14 protein-coding genes and 1 riboswitch are annotated in these 18,083 nt (G+C 49.3%); of the genes, 3 read left to right on the top strand and 11 right to left on the bottom strand.

What is annotated here, in order from left to right; all coding sequences use genetic code 11:
• Positions 1-38: 38 nt before the first annotated feature.
• The 6 genes from lysS to xerD form a co-directional block, all read right to left on the bottom strand.
• Entirely contained in the window at positions 39-1,544 is a 1,506-nt protein-coding gene (gene lysS, locus A5320_RS16005) for a lysine--tRNA ligase (RefSeq protein WP_231916769.1), read from the bottom strand.
• Positions 1,545-1,590: 46 nt separating this feature from the next.
• A protein-coding gene (prfB, locus tag A5320_RS16010) for a peptide chain release factor 2 (RefSeq protein ID WP_164852172.1) occupies positions 1,591-2,689 on the bottom strand; the annotation gives its coding sequence in 2 pieces (ribosomal slippage) (positions 1,591-2,613 and positions 2,615-2,689; 1,098 coding nt in all).
• A 124-nt stretch (positions 2,690-2,813) separates the two neighbouring features.
• Positions 2,814-4,799 carry a sensor histidine kinase gene (locus A5320_RS16015; RefSeq protein WP_068067114.1) on the bottom strand — a complete coding sequence of 662 codons (1,986 nt, stop codon included), beginning with the start codon at positions 4,797-4,799 and terminating at the stop codon, positions 2,814-2,816.
• Positions 4,800-4,932: 133 nt separating this feature from the next.
• The gene (gene recJ / locus A5320_RS16020; RefSeq protein ID WP_068067121.1) at positions 4,933-6,660 is read right to left on the bottom strand and encodes a single-stranded-DNA-specific exonuclease RecJ; all 1,728 of its coding nucleotides are present in this window, start codon (positions 6,658-6,660) and stop codon (positions 4,933-4,935) included.
• Between the two features lie 12 nt (positions 6,661-6,672).
• On the bottom strand, positions 6,673-7,380 hold the full coding sequence (dsbC, locus tag A5320_RS16025) for a bifunctional protein-disulfide isomerase/oxidoreductase DsbC (protein WP_068067127.1): 708 nt from the start codon (positions 7,378-7,380) through the stop codon (positions 6,673-6,675).
• Between the two features lie 32 nt (positions 7,381-7,412).
• A complete protein-coding gene (gene xerD / locus A5320_RS16030; protein WP_157605964.1) occupies positions 7,413-8,360 on the bottom strand; it encodes a site-specific tyrosine recombinase XerD in 948 nt (315 codons plus the stop codon).
• Between the two features lie 142 nt (positions 8,361-8,502).
• On the opposite strand from xerD, the gene fldB reads away from it, so the two are divergent.
• Together fldB and A5320_RS16040 are read left to right on the top strand one after the other, a co-directional pair.
• On the top strand, positions 8,503-9,048 hold the full coding sequence (gene fldB, locus A5320_RS16035) for a flavodoxin FldB (protein WP_068067130.1): 546 nt from the start codon (positions 8,503-8,505) through the stop codon (positions 9,046-9,048).
• Between the two features lie 138 nt (positions 9,049-9,186).
• Positions 9,187-9,281: riboswitch (cyclic di-GMP riboswitch) on the top strand.
• Positions 9,282-9,398: 117 nt separating this feature from the next.
• Positions 9,399-9,767 carry a DUF3718 domain-containing protein gene (locus tag A5320_RS16040; protein WP_068067134.1) on the top strand — a complete coding sequence of 123 codons (369 nt, stop codon included), beginning with the start codon at positions 9,399-9,401 and terminating at the stop codon, positions 9,765-9,767.
• 59 nt (positions 9,768-9,826) lie between these two features.
• On the opposite strand, the gene A5320_RS16045 is transcribed toward A5320_RS16040, so the two are convergent.
• Positions 9,827-11,017 (bottom strand): winged helix-turn-helix domain-containing protein, encoded by a 1,191-nt coding sequence (locus A5320_RS16045; protein WP_068067139.1) that lies wholly within the window; start codon positions 11,015-11,017, stop codon positions 9,827-9,829.
• 50 nt (positions 11,018-11,067) lie between these two features.
• Positions 11,068-11,892, bottom strand: a complete 825-nt coding sequence (locus A5320_RS16050) for a tRNA1(Val) (adenine(37)-N6)-methyltransferase (RefSeq protein WP_231916750.1) — start codon at positions 11,890-11,892, stop codon at positions 11,068-11,070.
• Between the two features lie 90 nt (positions 11,893-11,982).
• Here A5320_RS16050 and srmB point away from each other — a divergent pair, with 90 nt between their 5' ends.
• Positions 11,983-13,242 (top strand): ATP-dependent RNA helicase SrmB, encoded by a 1,260-nt coding sequence (srmB, locus tag A5320_RS16055; protein ID WP_231916751.1) that lies wholly within the window; start codon positions 11,983-11,985, stop codon positions 13,240-13,242.
• 73 nt (positions 13,243-13,315) lie between these two features.
• Here srmB and A5320_RS16060 read toward each other — a convergent pair whose 3' ends face one another.
• The 3 genes from A5320_RS16060 to yaaA form a co-directional block, all read right to left on the bottom strand.
• Entirely contained in the window at positions 13,316-15,580 is a 2,265-nt protein-coding gene (locus tag A5320_RS16060) for a carbohydrate binding family 9 domain-containing protein (RefSeq protein WP_068067142.1), read from the bottom strand.
• Positions 15,581-15,831: 251 nt separating this feature from the next.
• On the bottom strand, positions 15,832-17,130 hold the full coding sequence (locus A5320_RS16065; protein WP_068067145.1) for an inosine/guanosine kinase: 1,299 nt from the start codon (positions 17,128-17,130) through the stop codon (positions 15,832-15,834).
• Between the two features lie 109 nt (positions 17,131-17,239).
• Entirely contained in the window at positions 17,240-18,019 is a 780-nt protein-coding gene (gene yaaA, locus A5320_RS16070) for a peroxide stress protein YaaA (RefSeq protein ID WP_068067147.1), read from the bottom strand.
• Positions 18,020-18,083: the final 64 nt, after the last annotated feature.

The following is an 18,083-nucleotide window of genomic DNA, read 5'->3' on the forward strand; positions in this document are numbered from 1 at the left end:
TTTATTTTACTACAGTTCATTCATCTTAATGAACTATATCAACTGCCGTGTTTATCGGTATGACGCATATGCGGGAACAAAATCACATCGCGGATGCTTGGCGCATTGGCCAGTAACATCACCAGACGGTCGATGCCGATGCCCTGGCCTGCGGTTGGTGGTAAACCGTGTTCCAGTGCGGTGACGTAATCTTCGTCATAGAACATCGCTTCATCATCACCGGCGGCTTTTTGGGCTACTTGCTCGTGGAAACGTGCAGCTTGGTCTTCGGCGTCGTTCAGCTCGCTAAAACCATTGCCTAATTCACGGCCGCCAATGAAAAATTCAAAGCGGTCAGTGATTTCCGGGTTGTGGTCGTTGCGACGCGCCAATGGCGAAATCTCAGCCGGGTATTCAGTGATAAAGGTTGGTTGTAACAGCTTGGTTTCGACCAGCTCATCAAACACTTCCATCAGAATACGGCCATGGCCATAGTTAGCTTTGACTTCAATGCCAAGCGATTTAGCAAATTCCGCCACTGCTTCGCGCGTGGTCAGTTGCTCAATCTTCACTTCCGGGTTGTAGTGCAGAATAGATTCCGTCACTGACATGCGGGCAAACGGTTGACCAAAATCAAAGGTATGACCCTGATACGGCACTTCAGTTGTACCCAGCACCGACAACGCCAGACCACGGAATAACTCTTCGGTTAAGTCCATCAGGTCGTTGTAATCGGCATAAGCCCAGTAGAATTCCAGCATGGTAAATTCTGGGTTATGGCGGGTTGATACACCTTCGTTACGGAAGTTACGGTTCAGCTCAAACACTTTTTCAAAACCACCCACCACCAGCCGTTTTAAATACAGCTCTGGTGCAATCCGCAGGAACATTTGCATATCCAACGCATTGTGGTGCGTTTCAAACGGACGAGCCGAAGCGCCACCCGGAATGCTTTGCAACATCGGGGTTTCGACTTCTAAAAAGCCTTTGCTGTTAAAAAACTGCCGAATATAGGCCACAGTTTTTGAACGGATTAAAAAGGTTTTGCGCGACTCGTCATTGACGATTAAGTCTAAATAGCGCTGACGGTAACAAGCTTCCTGATCGGTTAAACCGTGGAACTTGTCCGGCAGCGGCCGTAATGCTTTGGTTAATAAACGGATTTCGTCTAACCATACCGTGAGTTCGCCGGTCTGGGTTTTAAACAGCACACCGCTGCCACCGACGATATCGCCTAAGTCCCACTTTTTAAAACCTTCGTTGTAGACGTTTTCCGGCAGGCTATCGCGCGCCACGTACAACTGCAATTTGCCGCCAACATCTTGAATCGTGGTGAAACTGGCTTTACCCATAATGCGGCGCAGCATCATCCGGCCAGCCACAGTCACACGAACCTTTTTCTCTTCCAGTTCTTCTTTGGTCAGATGCTCATACTCTGCATGGATCTGATCTGAAGTGGCATCGCGGCGAAAGTCATTTGGAAAGGCATTGCCCAGTTCACGCAACCCAGCCAGCTTATGTTTACGCTCAGCAATCAGTTTATTAACGTCCTGATGTTCTTCAATTGGATTGTTCTGTTCAGACATAGTAAGTTCCTGATAGTAAGCTAAATTACAAACCGGCTTTTAAGCTGGCTTCAATAAATTTGTCGAGATCGCCGTCCAATACCGACTGGGTATTACGGGTTTCCACACCGGTACGCAAATCTTTGATCCGCGAGTCATCCAGTACATAAGAGCGGATTTGACTGCCCCAGCCGATATCCGATTTGGTATCTTCCAGCGCTTGTTTTTCGGCGTTTTGTTTTTGTAATTCAAACTCATACAGCTTGGCGCGCAGTTGCTTGTAAGCATTGTCGCGGTTTTTATGCTGCGACCGGTCATTCTGACACTGCACCACAATATTGGTTGGTAAGTGGGTAATACGGACCGCAGAGTCAGTTCTGTTAACGTGCTGACCACCGGCACCTGACGCGCGGTAGGTATCAATCCGTAAATCGGCCGGGTTGATATCAATTTCGATATCATCGTCAACTTCAGGGGATACAAACACCGAAGCAAACGAGGTATGGCGGCGGTTACCCGAGTCAAACGGGCTTTTGCGCACTAAGCGGTGCACGCCGGTTTCAGTACGTAACCAACCGTAAGCATACTCGCCGGTAAATTTGATGGTGCAACCTTTAATGCCAGCGACGTCGCCGTCGGTAACTTCATAAAGTTCTGGTTTAAAGCCCTTGGCATCGCCCCAACGCAGATACATCCGCATCAGCATGCTGGCCCAGTCCTGGGCTTCGGTGCCGCCAGAGCCGGATTGAATATCTAGGTAACAATCACTTGGATCGCTTTGGCCGGAGAACATCCGGCGAAATTCCAGTTTAGCCAGTTGTGCTTCTAAATCAGCGAGTTCGGTTTGCGCTTCAACAAAGGTATCTTCGTCTTCGGCTTCAACGGCGAGTTCAACCAAACCGGCGACATCTTCGAGGCCTTGATCCAGTTTATCGATGGTATTGACGATTTGCTCCAGCGCCGAACGCTCCTTGCCTAAGGCCTGGGCTTTTTCCGGATTGTTCCAGACATTGGAGTCTTCGAGCTCGCGGGAAACTTCTTCTAACTTTTCTTTCTTGGCATCGTAGTCAAAGATACCCCCGAAGCACATTAGTGCGTTCAGCTAAGTCTTTGATACTGTTATAAACTGGATTAACTTCAAACATGATTTTTAATGGCGCCTTAAAAATAAGGCGGCAATTGTAGCAAAATTTCAGCAGCAGGTGCAGCCTTTTCCTGACTTACAGACGTCTGGGGCGCCGATGATTTTTGCATGATGGTCGCTGACGCTTAGGGTAACAATGGAAATTGCACATAAAAGCTAGCACCTTGCCCAGGCACCGAGTCAAAACCAATCGTCCCCTGCATCGATTCGGTCAGTTGTTTCGACAATGCCAGCCCTAAACCCGTGCCGCCTTTTTGCCGGGCGTCACTGCTATCAGCCTGTGAAAACCTTTGAAAAATAAGCGGTTTAAAATCTTCGGGTATCCCCGGACCTTGGTCCTGTACCAAAATTTGCAGCCGTTGCTGCTGCCGCTGCAACAAAATATGTACTGTACTTTGTGGCGGTGAAAACTTCACTGCATTGGAAATTAAGTTCGCCATGATCTGGGCAAAACGTAATTTATCGATCTGAATTTGCCACAGCTCAGCGCCAGCTTCAGCTGACAGTTGCAAAGTGACTGCACGCTGATGTCCGTAGTGGTGATTGTCGGCCACGCATTGTTCGACCAGCGCCAACACCAGCTCTGGCTGCACGACAAACTGCATCATGCCAGCCGACAATTTTTCAATATCGAGTAAGTCGTTGATTAAGCTGCTTAGACGCTGACAATTATTGGTGGCCAGCAGTAGCATTTGCTGTACCTGTGTGGGTAATTCTCCTAAAACTCCGGACGAAACCAGCGCCAGCGCAGCGTTGATTGAGGTTAAGGGCGTCCGCAATTCATGGCTAACAGTGGAAACAAATTCGCGTTTCAGCTGCTCCAGCTGTTGCCTTTCGGTAATGTCCTGCGCTGAAGCATACACTTTGCACGTCGCTGGATCGCGAATAGAAGACCATTGTAAGGTCAGGTAATGACCGTCTTTATGCCGGTAACGATTGATAAAACCTGACGCAGCTTTACCTTGGCTTATTTCAGTGACTACATCTTCAGTTGGCAATAAATCTGCCGGGTGGATGAAGTCAGTAAAAGGCCGGCTTAGTAATTCGGCTTCGCTATACCCGGAAATTCGGCAAAATGCGGCGTTGACCCGTTCAAAATAATTCTGATCATTGGCAATACACAACACATCACGTGACAAAGTAAAAAATTGCTGTAATTCACAGCGGAGTTGTTGTTGAGCGGTCACATCCTGCACCGAGCCGATGAGCCTGGCTGTAGTACTAGTCGCAGGCGAAGTCCACTTCGCTACTTCATGAACCCAGCGAATGCTGCCATCGGGTAAGATAATCCGGTGCATCACGTTGTGTTCACCGCCAGCTTCAGCCAATGCTTCACTTTGCCGCACCAATGATCGGTCTTCCGGATGGAGTTGCTGATAAAACGAGGTTCTGCTCGGCGAAAAATTGGCTGGTGATACGCCAAAAATGTCATACACCATTGGTGACCACCAAAGTTCATCGCTGTTCATATTGGCTTCCCAAAAGCCAATTCTGGCGTGCCGGCTGGCCATTTCCTGCCGTTCCAGCAATACCTGATAATCCCGCTGCAAAGCCAGATGCTGGCTGAAGGTATGCACGGTACTGGCCACCGACGCCATGGCGGTGACAAAGTGTTGCTCGTCAACACTCCACTGACGCGGGGCAGTGACCTGTTCGATACAAATCACACCGCAGAGACCCTGTTCAGACTGGATCACCGCATCCAGCATCGAATGAATGCCTGCGGATTGCAGATAACCGTCGTTAAATTCCGCAGTCGCCGGATGGCTGGCTGCATCTGAAGCAGCAATTAATACATCCTGACTTAACGCCTGAAAATACTTCGGATAGCTGCTGCGTTGCAGACAGAAACCGTTTAAGTGCGATTTATGCTGATATTCAAATAAATCAATACATTGTAATGCATCTGCAGCGCTAAATAACCACACACTGACCCGGTCGGCATAGAGCGCATGGCTGATTTGTTCGGTCAGAAAACGCCAGGCCTGATGGGTATCGCTGGCAAACAACAGCGGGGATGCCAGAATTTTCGTTTGTAGTGCCAGCAGTTGCCGCCCCTGACGAGGCGCAGCGGTGGTGTTGCCGGCAGATACTGCTGACGGTTGCGTCATGAGAAACGTTGACTCGCGGGTTTTGCGGATGAGGTTATTAGGTGTAGCAGCCTGCCAGATACACAGCAAGCCCGACCCACCGCATGACACAAAGCTGCACTGTTCTAACACCGCAGCTTTGTTACCTGGACAACTAGACGGCCGTCATTTGCCGCACTAACAACTGCAGGTTTTGCTGATCGCGAAAATCATTGATATCGAGCTGATACGCCAGCTGCACTTGCTGCACATTGGCATTAGGCCAGGTTTTATTGTCGGCATTAAACCAGATGGCATCGACCAGCGTGCCATCGCCAGCCTGTAACATCATCTTCAGATGTTTATCTGCCAGCATCCGTTGTTGCACCAGCTTAAATCGACCTTCAAATACCGGCTCCGGGAACGACTGCCCCCAAGGCCCGGCTTGTTGCAGGATGGCGGCCATTTCCACCGTCAGATCACTGCTGGCCAGTTCCCCATCGGTGTAAATCACGGCCGTCAGCAGCTCAGGTGTCAGATATTTTTTGGCGATAAAATTCAGTGCCAGCTGGAAAGTTTCCAGCCGATCTTCGGCAATGGTTAAACCAGCCGCCATGGCGTGGCCACCGAATTTTTTAATCAGTCCGGGATATTGGCTGGAGATTTCTTCCAGTAAATCACGGATATGCACACCATGAATTGAACGTGCAGAACCTTTTAATTCTCCGTCATCACCCTGAGCGAAAGCAATCACCGGCCGGTGATACAACTCTTTCACCCTGCCTGCGAGAATACCGATCACGCCCTGATGCCAATCGGCATGGTACAAACACAAACAATCGGGTAACTGGGCTTCGGTAAAAGATAATTTTTGCAAAAAAGCCAGCGCTTCGGCTTGCATACCTTGTTCAATTTCACGCCGTTCGACATTGAGACTGTCAAGCTCAGCGGCTAAGCGGCGGGCAATATTAATATCCGGCGCCAGCAAACAAGAAATACCAATCGACATATCATCCAGCCTTCCGGCCGCATTTAACCTGGGCGCCAGTGAAAAACCAAAATCGCTGGCAGTCAGTTTTTCAGCTTTGCGATTGGCGACATCGATCAGTGCCTGAATACCGGGCCGTACTTTGCCAGCGCGGATCCGCTGCAATCCCTGATGCACTAAAATTCTATTATTACTGTCCAGCGGCACCACATCAGCCACAGTGCCAAGCGCAACTAAATCCAATAGTTCGGCCAGATTAGGTTCGGGGCTGATGCCAAAATCACCGCGTTCGCGCAAGGCTGAGCGCAGAGCTAAGAGCAGATAAAATGCCACACCAACACCGGCCAAGGCTTTACTTGGGAATTCACAACCCGGCTGATTTGGATTGACGATGGCATCGGCCGCTGGAAGTTCGTTGCCGGCCAGGTGGTGGTCGGTGACTAACACCTTCACCCCGGCTTTTTTCGCCAGCGCTACCCCTTCGATAGCGGAAATACCGTTATCGACGGTGATGATGAGCTCTGCACCCTGCGCCACCGCCAGTTCGGCCATTTGTGGTGACAAGCCATAACCAAAGGCAAAACGGTTGGGAACCAGATATTCCAGATGTTTAAAACCAAAAGCTTTGAGCCCGGCCAATAACACGGCAGTACTGGTGGCGCCATCGGCATCAAAGTCGCCAACTATAATAATTTGTTGTTGTTGATCAAGCGCCTGGGTTAATAATACCACTGCTTCGGTGATGCCTTTGAGCGCCGCGAACGGCAGCAAATTGGCGGCAGAGCGTTGCAACTCTTCTGGTAAGCCAATACCCCGATGTGCATAAATACGTTGCAACACCGGATGCACAGGTAAAGAAAAAGCGGCGCTGCTTTGCACCGCTCGTAACTGCAATTGTTTCAGCCGGAAGGTCATACTGGTTTGCCATTAACGAGCATTTAAGGTCGCGACCAACGCCGCTGCGGGCTGATATCCGGGAATTAAGGTGCCATCAGCCAATACAATGGCCGGCGTGCCGCTGATGCCAAAACTCTGACCGAGATTATATTGATCAGCTACGGTATTTTTGCATTGGGCTATGGTCACTTTGTCACCGGCTTTGGCTGTATTCATCGCCAGTTGCGGGTTTTTCGCACACCAGATGGACTGCAGCTCAGTGTAAGTCTCGCTCGAAACACCGCCACGTGGGAACGCCAGGTAGCGCACGGTAATACCTTGATCTAAATAGGTTTGTATCTCGCTGTGCAGCTTACGGCAGTATCCACAGCTGGTGTCGGTGAATACCGTAATGACGTGTTTTTCATCTTTGGCTTTAAATTCGATCACCGAGCTTTGCATCGCTTGAATGCCAGACTTGCGTACTTCCTGCAGAATTTTATCGTTGACCAGTTGTTTGTTGGTTAAGTCGTAAATATTGCCTTCAATCAGAAACTGCCCATGATTGGCGGCGAAAAACAAACCTTTGTCGGTTAACACTTGCTGTACTCCCGGGATCACGGAATCAGCCACTGAATTCACTTTTAAACCAACCTGAGCTAGTTCAGCTTTCAGTTTGGTGTGGTCATCAGACACTGTTGCTGCAGCCAATGAACCGGTCACCATTGCTAACACCAGACCTAACACAACTTTTTTCATCATTTAATTCCTGTATGTCATCTATAAAGCCATCAGCCGCGAGGATGATGTTGTTGATGGATCTGTTGCAAGCGCAATTGCGCTACATGGGTGTAAATTTGCGTTGTCGACAAATCACTGTGCCCGAGCAACATCTGTACGACCCGCAAATCGGCCCCATGATTCAATAAATGGGTAGCAAAAGCGTGTCGTAAGGTATGGGGTGACAAAGGCGTGGAGATTGCCGCCACCTGTGCATAAAATTTAATCCGGTGCCAAAAGGTCTGCCGGGTCATCTGACTGCCGCGTTGACTTGGAAACAGTACATCGCTTTGGGTGCTCAGCAATAAACCACGACCTTGCGCCAGATAACGTTGCAGCCATTCTACCGCGACTTCACCAATCGGCACCAGTCGCTCTTTGCTGCCTTTACCGGTGACCCGAATCACCCCCTGACGCAGGTTCAGTTGTTGCATCGTCAGTGTCACCAGTTCGCTGACTCTAAGACCGGCAGCGTACAACAATTCCAGCATCACTTTATCGCGAAACTGAATTAAATCATTCACATCAGGTGCTGACAACAAGGCATCAACGTCGGCTTCTGATAAAGACTTGGGTAATGACAAACCGATTTTTGGGTTGAGCAAGGAGGCGATTGGGTTATCACTAATCTGGTGACTCTGATGCAGCCACTGATAAAAATTACGCAAACTGCTGAGTGTTCTGGCGGTGCTACGCGGTTGCATACCTGCATCATGGCGGTGCGCCAGATATTGATTGAGCACATCAGCAATGGCCTGACATAACTGGCGCTGATGGCTATGCAGAAAAAACGCAAACTTTCGTAAATCAGTGCCATAAGCCGCCAATGTATGTTCACTGACGCCTTTTTCCAGCCACAGTTGATCAAGATATTGCTGGATCAATGCGGCTTCTGCCGCTGGCAGTTGTGGTGTCACGGCCCCCTGTTTCGGTCGACCTTTTGCTGTCAGACGTGTCATTGTTCGTTCCCTTTCACCAGCGCGTGTTGCTAACCAAAACGCCAGGATAAGCTGCCATAATCAAACCGGACTGCGCTTTCTGCCACAGCACGCTTCTGGTAAACTGCCGGCCATCCCATCGTTGCCTGCTGCTGAGTTTGTTATGTCGTTAAAAATCGCCGTGTTTTATGGCTCAACTACTTGTTACACCGAAATGACCGCGGAAAAAATTCAGGCTCTGTTAGCGGTTGACGCAGCGTTACCAACTGGCAGCAGTGTAACACTCCATAATCTGAAACAGCAGCCTCTGGCGACGATGGCCAATTATGATGTGCTGATCCTGGGAATTTCGACCTGGGATTTTGGCGAACTACAGGAAGATTGGGAAGCGCACTGGGATGACATTGCTGCTGTTGATTTGTCCGGCAAAATAGTAGCCATTTACGGCATGGGCGATCAGCTGGGTTATGCCGAATGGTTTGTTGATGCCATTGGCATGTTGCACCAGGCGATCAGTGACCAGCCCTGTCAGCGCATCGGCTTCTGGTCGACACAAGGTTACGATTTTATCAAATCCAAAGCGGTTACTGATGACGGTGAATGGTTTTATGGGTTGGCACTGGATGAAGAAAACCAATATGACCAGACGGACGAGAGGTTGTCATTGTGGTTAAATCAGATTGTCGAAGAAATGATTGAGTTGGTATAAAGCCCAACTTAGCATGCTAAAAAACCGCGTGTGGCGATGAACAGCCGGGTTTAAGCGACCAACACCATACTGTGCAGAAAAAGACCACAAATGTTAAAAAAGTACTTGCGATCTAAATTAGTAATGCATAGAATGCCGGCCATTGAAGGGCAAGTCAGCTGAAAAGCTGAACACGCAAAGCTTCAGGTCTACAGGTAAATCAACAATTTACCCACGACGGCTGAGCTACCATCGTTCAAAGCGATGTAAAACATATCCATATTGATATGCCTGCGTGTTCTGCTATGACCTGCCTTTCCAGACCAAATTTTTGTTCAAGTAACAAACAACTTTAGGATCCGGAGCTGGCTATGAAATTGAAATTTTTACCACTGATTGCTGTTTTTGCAACCCCACTTTTCGCAACTTCTGCCAGCGCCAATGAGCAGGTTGCTGAATCAATTTGTGCATACATTGCAGCAAACGATAAAAACAGCCTGCGTAAAACTTTATCTGACAGCCGCATCCGCATCAAAAACGTCTATGACGGCGTTAGCTGTGACGGTCTGCCGATGATCCGGTTTGCTATCAAAAACAACGCTGCTGATGCCGCTGAATTCATCATTAAACAGTTACCAGGCAGCTTCGTCGCCAAAATGGGTGACTCTGAGTGGGCAGCCAGCAATGGTTTTGCTGCATCACCAATTCTGGAAGCGATCAAAGCGCGTAGCGCCAGCTAATTCAGGACTCTGAATCTGTATAAAAAGGCGCTGCGGCGCCTTTTTTAATGGATGTTAGGCTACGATTTGGTGATGTTCGAATTATCACCTTCAGACGACAACCATGAGATCAAGGCAGGCGCAGCCCTGACCAACTGCCACTGCTCGCAGCCATTAAAAGCGGCATATTCAGCCAGCGCTTGTGTCATTGCCTGGCGCAGACCATCGGTCAGACGAGTTCCTTCGTTAAACACCAGATGCTGCACCAATAACACTTTTTCGGCACGCACGGCTTTCACATCCATCTGCCCTATCAATTGTTGCCGATATAAAATCGGTAAACTGTAATAACCAATTTTGCGTTTTTCGGCCGGTACATAGACTTCAATCTGATAATCAAAATCGAACCAGTGCTGTAAACGTTGGCGCTGGATCACTAAATTATCAAAAGGGTTTAACAAACTAACTTTGCGGGATACCGGCGCTAGTTCCGGCAAATTTTGCGGATAAAAATAACGCTGGCCCTGCTGCATAAAACTGCCAAGTTCACCACCCGCTTGCCGCTCCAGTAATTGCTGCTGCACCTCTGGCTTTAATCCAGCACGTAAATAACTGATTTGCGCGGCACTACCACAACCATGGCTTTGCAGGTAACGATCAATCAGATAGCCGACAAATTCTGCATTGGATGGAACCCGCAGATCCAAATCCGTCGGCAACACCCGCTCGGTTAAATCAAACACTTTTTGAAACTTTTCGCGGCGTACGACCATCAGCTCGCCTTGCATAAACAGCTGCTCCAGCGCTTGTTTCGCTGGTTGCCAGTCCCACCAGGGGCCATTTTTTGCTGCAGTGGCGGTAAAATCACTGGCTTTGAGCGGGCCCTCGGCGGTGATCCGGGCGCGCACCAATTGCATCATCTGGTGATCTGGCGCAAACCAGTGTTTTTTCCCTTGCTGCAATTGTTGTTTGCGAAACAGACTAAAGCGAAAATCCTGCATCGGCAGATAAGCCGCGGCATGCGACCAATATTCAAAGATTTTCCGCTGCGCCAGCAGTTCGTCGAGCCACTGCGGCTGATAATTGGCGATGCGGCTTTGCAGTACGTGGTGATGCGCCCGCTCGACAACATTAATCGAATCAATCTGCACATAACCAAGCTGCTCAATCATGGCAAGCGTGGCCGCTTTGCCCCGCCTCTGCTGATGAAGGCCTTGCTGCTGTAAATTCAGCTGCACCCATTGCTCTGGACTTAACGGCATACTTGACATGAATTGTGCTATTCCCTGTATTCGGTTAAATGTTGCGTTCACAGTTGCGGCTAAAACTTCAGATAAAAATCACGAAGTAACGCCCGATATTCGGCGCTGTAACTGCCGTCAAAGGCATGGATCAGCAACTGCTCGCTAACAACCTCAACCACTGAGGGCGCAGTAGGCGGCAGCCGACTTAAACTAAATAAACAGCGCAGCGGCGGTTTGCCCGCTTTGCTTTGCACCCAACATTGCCGCTGTAACAACCAGCCAGATTGTTGTGCCAGCATCATCAATTGCAGGGCGCCAGCTGTTGGCAACACCAGACTAAACACACCGTCAGGTGCCAGCAACCTGGCCGCGGCTGTCAATAAATCAGTAAATGATAAAGTATCAGTGTGCCGCGCCTGATTACGTTTGGGATCCGAGGCTTTGAGACTATCGACAAAAAACGGCGGATTGCTAATGATCAGCTGGTAGCGCTGGTCAGACGGATGGTCAGCACTGGCCGGATAGGTTAGAATGTCGCCTTTGATCAAACGGATCTTGTCGTGCCAGGCACTTTGCCGGAAATTTTCCGCGGCAACATCAGCAGCTTGCGGATCCAGTTCTAGTGCGTCGAAGATCACAGCAGCCTGCTGTTGGCAACGTTGCGCCAGCATGAGCGTCAGAATACCGCTGCCAGTACCGATATCAAGGATAGCGCCAGCCGCAGGCAACTGCGTCCAGGCACCTAACAGCAAGGCATCGGTGCTGACTTTCATCGCACAATCGCGGTGATCAACATAAAATTGTTTACAACGAAAACCTGTGCTCATCACCAGCCCGGGACCGAAAAAATCACCACGCAGTAGCTTATTGAGCTGCTGCCAATTGTCAGCAGTGTAAGGCATCTACAGCGCGCTTGTCAGCCTGTAAGGTGCAAAGCTGTTCTGGCACGACTAAAGTTAATTTGTTTATTTAAGAGATAAGGTACTGTGACTGTGACTGAAGAAATCAGCCAAGCCGAAATAACCTCCTTTAACGATTTTCAGTTTGATGACGACGTCAACAAAGCGCTGAGTTTTGCTGGTTTTGTCAAACCAACCAGCATTCAGCAACTGGCGATCCCACCGGCGATGGAAGGTCGGGATATCCTGGCGAGCGCCCCGACCGGTACTGGTAAAACGCTGGCGTTTTTATTACCGGCTATTCAATACCTCATTGATTTCCCACGCCGTGATCCTGGTTTTGCCCGTGTGTTGATCATGACACCGACCCGCGAACTGGCGTTTCAGATTTTTGAACAAATCAAAGTGCTGACTCAGTTTACCGGCCTCAATGTAGGCGTAATTACCGGCGGCATTAACTACGGCAGTCACAAAGAGACCCTGGAGAAAAACAACGATTTACTGGTGGCGACACCGGGTCGGTTGATTGAATATCTGAATGAAGAAAGTTTTCAGGCCGACGAAGTTGAAGTGCTGATTTTAGATGAAGCTGACCGCATGCTGGACATGGGGTTTGTCGGCGAGATGGACCGCATTATCGTTGAAGCAAAACGTCGGCGCCAAACCATGCTGATTTCGGCCACGCTGGAAGGCGTTGCCATCAGTCGTTTTGCCACCCGAGCGCTAAAAGAGCCATTGTTACTGGAAGCCGCCCCCCCGCGCCGCGAAATGGGCAAAATCACCCAGTGGATCCATTTAGCTGATGATGGTGAACATAAACTGGCCTTGTTGCTGCACCTGTTAAAACAGCCGGAAATGACCAAAGTGATCGTGTTTATCAAGACGCGCGAACGGCTGGCGACTTTAACCGGACAATTAGAAGCCGCCGGCATTAAAACCTGCTGGTTACAAGGCGAAATGCCACAAGATAAACGGATGACCGCGGTATCGCGTTTTAGCGCCGGTCAGGTACGGATTTTATTGGCCACTGACATTGCTGCCCGTGGTCTGGATATCGACGATATCAGCCATGTCATTAACTTCGACATGCCACGCACTGCCGATATTTATATTCACCGCATCGGCCGCACCGGCCGTGCCGGTAAAAAAGGCATCGCCATTTCACTGGTAGAAGCACACGACATTGGCATCGTTGGCAAAGTTGAACGTTATACCGAACAAGCGCTGAAACGCCGGGTGATTGAAGAGTTACGACCAAAACACAAAGAAGCCAAGGCGCCTGGCAAAACCAAAAAGCCGAAGACTGTGGCCAAGAAAAAAGCCCTGAAAAAAGCGGCAAAAGCCCGCGGTTAAACGAGTTGTTAACTTCGGGGTCAGAGTCAATTGTTAACTGTTTTTTGTTAACAATTGACTCTGACCCCAATTGTTACAGCATCCAGGCGTAACTAAACTTCATAAACACTGAACGTTCGGCACGGGTGAGATCCTGTACTTCGTCGTCACTAAAAGCGTTGTCGCTGTAGCCGGCAAAGAATAAGGTTTGTGGGTTTAACTTGTACGAATACAGCAGCTGCGAGCCCAGTGTTTTAGAACGTTCGGTGACATCGCCGGTGTTATTCAGCGGGTTTTGCTCGATATCCGAATAAATCAGCGCCAGCCGTAAAAAACTGCGCACTGAAAACTGGTAACTCAGCCGCAAATCCGTCAGATTGGCGGTAAAGACTTCAGCCGCATCAGCGTCCAGCGTACGATAAATATGCCGTGCCTGAATTTGCATATGTGCGTCGACGTTCCATTTCAACTCAGGTGAAAGCTCTAAACCATCGCCCAGACGGTTATTTCGAAAATCGAGTTTTTCCCCCACTTCGGCTTCAAAACCCAGAAACACCCCAGCATATGGCTGCAATTCAGCGCCGGCACCAAAGGTATTTTCTGTGAACAACTGACTATTGCCATCCACCTGCAAACGGCCATCATCGAGTCTGCTACCGACCCGGTCGCGTCTGGTTAAGCCAACAAAACCATAAGATTGCGCAGCGCCCCACAGCTGTACTTCCATCTCAGCTTCTTTTTCCAGCAACTCGCCATCAGAGTTGTGAGTAATATCCCAGTCGCCCCACAACTGCAGCCGGTTCCACCAGCGGCTTTCGGAAAACCACTGATAAGTAGCACCGTGGGTTTGTTTGTTAAAATCGGTTTGTGGCTGATAGCCCATATCGGCACGGAAATTCTCGCCCATCGCCTGATAACGGCTGTACCAGCTCCAGTCGCGATTTTCATGTTGATAATCAAGATACTGCGAACCATCGCTGATGCCTTTCGCCGATGCCCGCAGCGCCGCTTCACCACCCAGTTGTGCCGAGAGCGCCGTTGGATATTCACTGTCGCTATGCAGCACCTGCGCAATCAGCCGGTTTTGATCATTCCACTGATATTTCGCATCCAAACCATGCACGAAGTTATGATAATCGTCCGATTGACGTAAGGTGCTGATCCAACCCACCGACAATTCCGACGTTAAATCGTTGCGATAACGCAGCACGGCGTTTTCACTTTTCTGATCCAAAAAGGCGATATCGGAGCTGATGTTGCCCGGCACGATGAAGGTGGTGGTTTTGTCGTTGGCAGCAAAAAACGCAAACGACTGCGATTCGTGGCGGCCCGTTAACTTCACCCCGGCATCCGGGGAGGATACGTTGCGGGTATAAACCAAATCTAATGGCGACGAAAAGTAGTCGGCGTTATCGAGGAAAAATGCCCGTTTTTCGTTAAAAAACAAGGCAAAAGTATCGTTAACCGATACCTGTGCTTCGTCGGCTTCGACCTGCGAAAAATCCGGGTTTAACGTCGCGTTAAAGCTGATGTCCGGGGTGATTCCCCATTTCACATCCAGACTCGGTTCCAGATTATTCTCTGTTTGCCAGTCGCCTTTGCTGTTTGCTGCCACGTCACGCTGCTGGCTCGCGCCTGTGACCAGCGCCGGTACTAAGGTAAAATGATTACTTTGTTTGGCGCCGGCAAAACCGTTGGCCGCCGTCATCTGACAAATCCAGCACGGATTAGCCCGTTCAATTTTATTCGTGGATAAACGATGTTTGACATCACGCGGATAATACCGCAATAACTCCAGCTTCCAGGTTTGGCTGGCGAGCCGGTCGTTAAAATTCAGCATTCGCAGTGGAATTGCGACTTCCACCTGATAGCCCGTCGCGGTGATTTTACCCGCACTGTGCCAGATACCGTCCCAGGCATCACTTTCCATTTTGGTAATTTCATTTTCAATCGAGTCGGCCTGCACACCAAACGGATTGATAAAAAACTGGTAGGCTAATTTGCTGTCATTGTAGGTATCGATTTTGATCCCTACATTATCGTCATCCCAAATCTTGTCGCGGTCGCGATAAAAGGCCCTGATTTTGCCCGGGTCTGGGTCTTGCGCAACAAAAGAAATATAAAAAAACTCACCATCTTCCATCACATAGGCTGTGGTTTTTACCGGCGCCGGCGTATTTTCAGCAGGTCTGGTTTCATAGATGATTTCGACCGGTGTGGCTTGTTGCCAGGCTGCTTCGGATAAATCAGCATCGATCACGATGCTGCCGGTGACTTTGGGAATGGTAATTTCGGATGCTTCACCGGCATGAAACCACAAGCCGCCAAACATCAGCATATAACGACAAAATTTAGTCATCAGGGAGGTGTCTCAATAGAAAATTAGCGTGGATCACGTGTCGCGGCCAAAAAAGCAACAAGGCTATACCCAAAAATCAGATACGGGTGCCCGCCGACAACAGATTAAATAGCGCCACACTATAAAGAGCAGCGTAACGCTTTACAAATTGATGCGTCCAAGCAGCATAATCTGTCGACCAAGACAAAGCCGCCCACTGGCGGCTTTGCCGGATACAGCTTAACTAGCTGATTTTCATATAAAGAAGCGATTTACCTTTCCCAGTAAGCTTCTTCTAAACTATCTTCTTTTTCCGGTAGACCACGCGACAAACGTGGCGCATTTTGCACCAGAATGGCGTAGCTGACGCGGTTGGCGTATTTACAAATTTGCGCAAACGACGAATAAGCCAAGTAAGGCAGTTCATGCTTACTGGAAAGTGGCAGCGCATGGCGGTGGTAATAATTGGCGGCAATATCGTGCAGTATGGCCGCTAAGGCACCATCACCTGCACCATTGGTATTTTTAATCCGCTCCGGCCCGCCTAAATAAGGGTCGATATGCGAATAAACTTTCACTGGGTTTTTACAGTGCTGTTTTTGCACCGGACGGCTGAATTCAAACTGGTTGTAATCAGCAATAGTGCCGGATTTTATTGGATTGGTCGTTTCGCGTTTACCCGGCTCATCGGTGTAACCACACAAATACAGGCCTTCAGGTCCAGCGGTCACCAACACCATATCGGTCAGTTCCAGTACCGCTTCGGCGGCTTGCAGCGGGTCGGCAAAACCGGTTAAGGCTTCGGCTTCCAGTTCGTTCATCGCCAGCACATCGACATAATCACGCACCGTCGCTAGAATCAGCTCGCGATGTTCTTCCACCAGATGTTTGGTACCAAGACTCATCACCACCGGTACACCGTGTTTTTTGGCAATTTCCAGCAACCGTTGCATGGCTTGTTGGATCGGCTGGCCTTTGGCGCGCAGCGGATAAGCACTGACCACCACCGCTGCTGCTTTAGCGATAATATCTTCCGGAATATAGGCTGGCGTGAGCGCATCCATTTCACCTGGATCGATGACAAAAGTCCGCTCACCATCCGGGGTGATCATGGTAATGCCACGACCAATATCGCCAGACACCCCTTGCAAATGGTTCATATCCACTTTCGAGCTGGTGTGACATAAATAGTGATAAGCCGGACTACCGAGCTGAATGCTGGCCGACATCACGCCCAATAACACCGATTTATCGTCAGCCAGCACCGAATAGTTGTGAATGGTGTTGCCGATGGTGCCTCCGGCGAAATGGTCAGAAATAGCGCCGTTTTGCACCAGTTCCTGATAAATCTGATCAGCCTTACCGTGTTCAACTAAGTTAGATAAGCCTTTGCCAATGGTATACTTTTCTAAAAATTCGTCCGACACATTGGCAATCACATCGACAATGGTCTGATCTAAACCCACCACATAAGTGTCCAGTTCTGGCCGCACTTCGAAGCTTGGGAGTTGTAGTTTTGGTTGGGAAACCGGGAAATAATGCTTCAGTTTACGGCGGCCGGGAAATTTCATGCTGGATTCTCAGAGAAGGTCAGGCCAGTATTTTAGCAAAACTGGCTGTAAAAGCGCAGCCGCAATTTTACAGCGGCAAGCATTGGGTGTTTCGGTTCAAACCAGGTGGCTAAGAATCTGCCAACCGACGTAAAAATACCAGTTCGCTGTTGGATGATGCAGCAGCATTAAACTGATAACCACTCAGGTTAAAATCTTTCAGGCCCGATGGCTGATCAATCTGTTCAGTAATCACATACCGCGCCATCAAACCACGGGCTTTTTTGGCAAAAAAGCTGATAATTTTATAATCACCGTTTTTAAAATCGCGAAATTGCACTTTCATTATCGGCCGTGCCAATAACTTTGGCCGCACCACTTTAAAATACTCCTGCGAAGCTAAATCCAGCAGCATCGGCGCGTTTAACTGTTCCAACTGTTGATTAAGTTCGGTGGTGACGATGTCGCCCCAAAACTGGTACAGGTTCTGGCCGCGTTTATTTGCAAGCGAAGTACCCATTTCCAGCCGGTATGGCTGCATCAAATCCAGCGGTTTCAGCACCCCATACAGGCCACTTAAAATGCGCAGTTTTTGCTGGGCATACTGCACCTGTTCGGCTGTTAAACTGGCGGCGTCCAATCCTTGGTAAACATCACCGTTAAAAGCAAATAGTGCTGGTTTGGCATTCTCAGCAGTAAAAGGCAATTGCCAGTCAGCAAAACGCGCGGCATTTAAACCGGCCAGTTTGTCGCTGATATGCATCAACTGTGATAACTGCAGTGGTTTGAGTTTGCGACAGACCTTAATCAGTTCACTGCTGTGTGCCAGCAAGGTAGGCTCTGTCGCCGAAACATCAGGGGCAGGAGTTTGATAGTCTAAATCTTTTGCCGGAGAAACAACCATTAACATTGAACTGAACCTTGTACCGCGAAAAGCCGGCACTATAGCAAAACTACGCTAGTTCAGGCCAGTC

The organism is Rheinheimera sp. SA_1, assembly GCF_001669775.1.
In the GTDB taxonomy this organism is placed as follows: domain Bacteria; phylum Pseudomonadota; class Gammaproteobacteria; order Enterobacterales; family Alteromonadaceae; genus Pararheinheimera.